Annotated in this window: 2 protein-coding genes and 1 pseudogene; all 3 read left to right on the forward strand. The window is 73.8% G+C overall.

Annotated elements, in window-relative coordinates; genetic code table 11:
• Nucleotides 1–233 precede the first annotated feature (233 nt).
• Nucleotides 234–632 (forward strand): annotated as a pseudogene (locus ACSNOD_RS30110) (protein phosphatase 2C domain-containing protein); the annotation flags it as partial.
• 115 nt (nt 633–747) lie between these two features.
• Nucleotides 748–1011, forward strand: coding sequence for a hypothetical protein (locus ACSNOD_RS30115; protein ID WP_436770252.1), 264 nt, complete (start codon nt 748–750; stop codon nt 1009–1011).
• Nucleotides 1012–1080: 69 nt separating this feature from the next.
• On the forward strand, nt 1081–2823 hold the full coding sequence (locus tag ACSNOD_RS30120; protein WP_436770251.1) for a pyruvate dehydrogenase: 1743 nt from the start codon (nt 1081–1083) through the stop codon (nt 2821–2823).
• Nucleotides 2824–2966 lie beyond the last annotated feature (143 nt).

Below are 2966 nucleotides of genomic sequence, written 5' to 3' on the forward strand. Positions count from 1 at the left end.
CCGCCCCGCACCCCCGCGGCGGCGCCGGCACCCGCACCGGCACCGGCCCCCGCACCGACAGCGACGACGGCGACCGCGGCGGCCGCCACCGTCCCCCCGCCGAGGCCGACTTCGTCGGGGACGGCCCACCCACGTACGAGGCGGAACCCACCGCCCTGCCCGAGGCGGACCCCGGCACCCTCCGGGAGCTGATCCCCGACACCGTGCTCGACGGCGCCGCCTACGGCTCCTTCGTGCTGCGCGCCGCCTCGCTGCGCGGCGACTCCGCCCGCTACCGGGGCGAGCACCGCCGCGAGGCCCTGCTCACCGCCCGCTTCGGCACGGGCGAGGACGCCCTGCTGCTGGTCGCGATGGCCAGCGGCGCCCGCGCCGCCGAGGTCGCCCACCTGGCCGCCGCGCAGGCGTGCGAATGGATCGGCGGGGCCGTGGGCCGCAGCCACGCCCGGCTCGCCGAGGACATCCGCGCCGGCCGCCGGTCCGCGCTCAAGTCGGGGCTGCACCGGCTCACCGGCCGGGGGTACGGCCGGCTCCGCGCCCGCGCCGCCGAACTCGGCCTGGACCCGGGCGAGTACTCCGCCTCGCTGCGCTGTCTGCTGCTGCCCGCCGACAGCCGGTGCCGCACCCGCGTCTTCTTCGGGGTCGGCGGCGAGGGCGGCCTCTTCCGGCTGCGCCAGGGCCGTTGGGAGGACGTCGAGCCCGCCCCCGTACGGGCCACGCCGCACGGTGAGCGGGCCGCCGCCGGGGCCGGTGACCCACGCCGCGCCCCCGCCGGAGCCGCCGGCCGAGCCCTTCCGGTTCGCGGCCTGCACCGCCCGCCCGGGCGATGTGCTGCTGCTCTGCGGCGAGGGGCTCGCCGAGCCGCTGACCGGCGAGCCCGAACTCGCCGCGCGCCTCGCCGAGCGCTGGTCGGACGCCTCCCCGCCGGGGCTGGCGGCCTTCCTGGCCGATGTCCAGCTGCGCGTGAAGGGGTACGCCGACGACCGTACGGCCGCCGCCGTCTGGGAGGCGTGAAACGCGACGCGTGGGTTAGATGGTCGATACGACCGGAAGATCCCGAGGTCCGAAAGGACGTGCGCGTCGATGGCGAAGCAGACCGTGGCCGAGCAGTTCGTGGACGTGCTGGTGCGCGCCGGTGTGCGGCGGCTGTACGGAGTCGTGGGCGACAGCCTCAACCCCGTGGTGGACGCCGTCCGCCGGAACGCCGCCATCGACTGGGTGCACGTGCGGCACGAGGAGGCCGCCGCCTTCGCGGCCGGCGCCGAGGCCCAGCTCACGGGGCAGCTCGCCGCCTGCGCCGGCTCCTGCGGCCCCGGCAACCTGCACCTGATCAACGGCCTGTACGACGCGCACCGCTCCATGGCCCCCGTGCTCGCCCTCGCCTCGCACATCCCGAGCGGTGAGATCGGCTCCGGGTTCTTCCAGGAGACCCACCCGGACCGGCTCTTCCAGGAGTGCAGTCACTACTGCGAGCTGGTCTCCAGCAGCCGGCAGATGCCCCGGGTGCTGCAGACCGCCATCCAGCACGCCGTCGGGCGCGGCGGCGTCGGCGTGGTGGCGCTCCCCGGCGACCTGGCCGCCGAGCCCGCCTCGGAGAGCACGATCGAGCACGCGCTGGTCACCTCCCGCCCGACGGTCCGCCCCGGTGACGCCGAGATCGACGCGCTCGCCCGCATGGTGGACGAGGCCGACCGGGTGACGCTGTTCTGCGGCAGCGGCACGGCCGGGGCGCACGACGAGGTGATGACGTTCGCGGAGCGGGTGAAGTCCCCCGTGGGGCACGCCCTGCGCGGCAAGGAGTGGATTCAGTACGACAACCCGTACGACGTGGGGATGAGCGGACTGCTCGGCTACGGCGCGGCCTACGAGGCCACCCACGAGTGCGATCTGCTGATCCTGCTCGGCACGGACTTCCCGTACAACGCCTTCCTGCCGGACGATGTGAAGATCGCTCAGGTGGATGTGCGGCCCGAGCACCTCGGGCGCCGTTCGAAGCTGGACCTCGCGGTCTGGGGCGATGTGCGGGAGACGCTGCGCTGCCTCACCCCCCGGGTGCGGGCCAAGACCGATCGTCGCTTTCTCGACAAGATGCTCAAGAAGCACGCCGACGCGCTGGAGGGGGTCGTCAAGGCGTACACCCGCAAGGTCGAGAAGCACACCCCGATTCACCCCGAGTACGTGGCCTCCGTGCTGGACGAGGAGGCCGACGCCGACGCCGTCTTCACCGTCGACACGGGCATGAACAACGTCTGGGCCGCGCGCTACCTCACGCCCAACGGCCGCCGCAGGGTCATCGGCTCCTTCACCCACGGGTCGATGGCCAACGCCCTGCCGCAGGCGATCGGCGCGCAGTACCTGGACCGCCGCCGCCAGGTCGTCGCGATGTCGGGCGACGGCGGGTTCTCCATGCTGATGGGCGACTTTCTCACCCTCGTCCAGCAGGACCTGCCGGTGAAGGTGGTGCTGTTCAACAACTCCTCGCTGGGCATGGTGGAGCTGGAGATGATGGTCGCCGGACTGCCCTCGCACGGCACCGCGAACCACCCCACGGACTACGCCGCCATCGCCCGCGCGGCCGGCGCGTACGGGGTGCGGGTGGAGAAGCCCAAGCAGGTGCGCGACGCGCTGCGGGACGCCTTCGACCACCGCGGCCCGGCCCTGGTGGACATCGTCACCGACCCCAACGCGCTGTCCATCCCGCCCAAGATCAAGGCGGAGATGGTGACCGGTTTCGCGCTCTCCGCGGGAAAGATCGTCCTGAACGGCGGCGTGGGCCGGATGCTGCAGATGGCGCGATCGAACCTGCGGAATGTGCCCCGCCCCTGAGCGCTTCGTGCTTATATCTATCCACCCGCGGTCCGCCGCGTCGCCGTTGCCGTCGTCCCGTCCGTCTCCCCGACCGTCGTCCCCTCCCCGTCAGGGGTGCGCGGCGCGGGGCCGCGGGACGCGAAGTCCCGCACCTCCACCAG

This window comes from Streptomyces sp. URMC 123 (genome assembly GCF_051386515.1).
In the GTDB taxonomy this organism is placed as follows: domain Bacteria; phylum Actinomycetota; class Actinomycetes; order Streptomycetales; family Streptomycetaceae; genus Streptomyces.

Coding starts and splice junctions, on each gene's coding strand:
- ACSNOD_RS30120 (WP_436770251.1), top strand. CDS start 1,081: ATGGCGAAGCAGACCGTGGCCGAGCAGTTCGTGGACGTGCTGGTGCGC.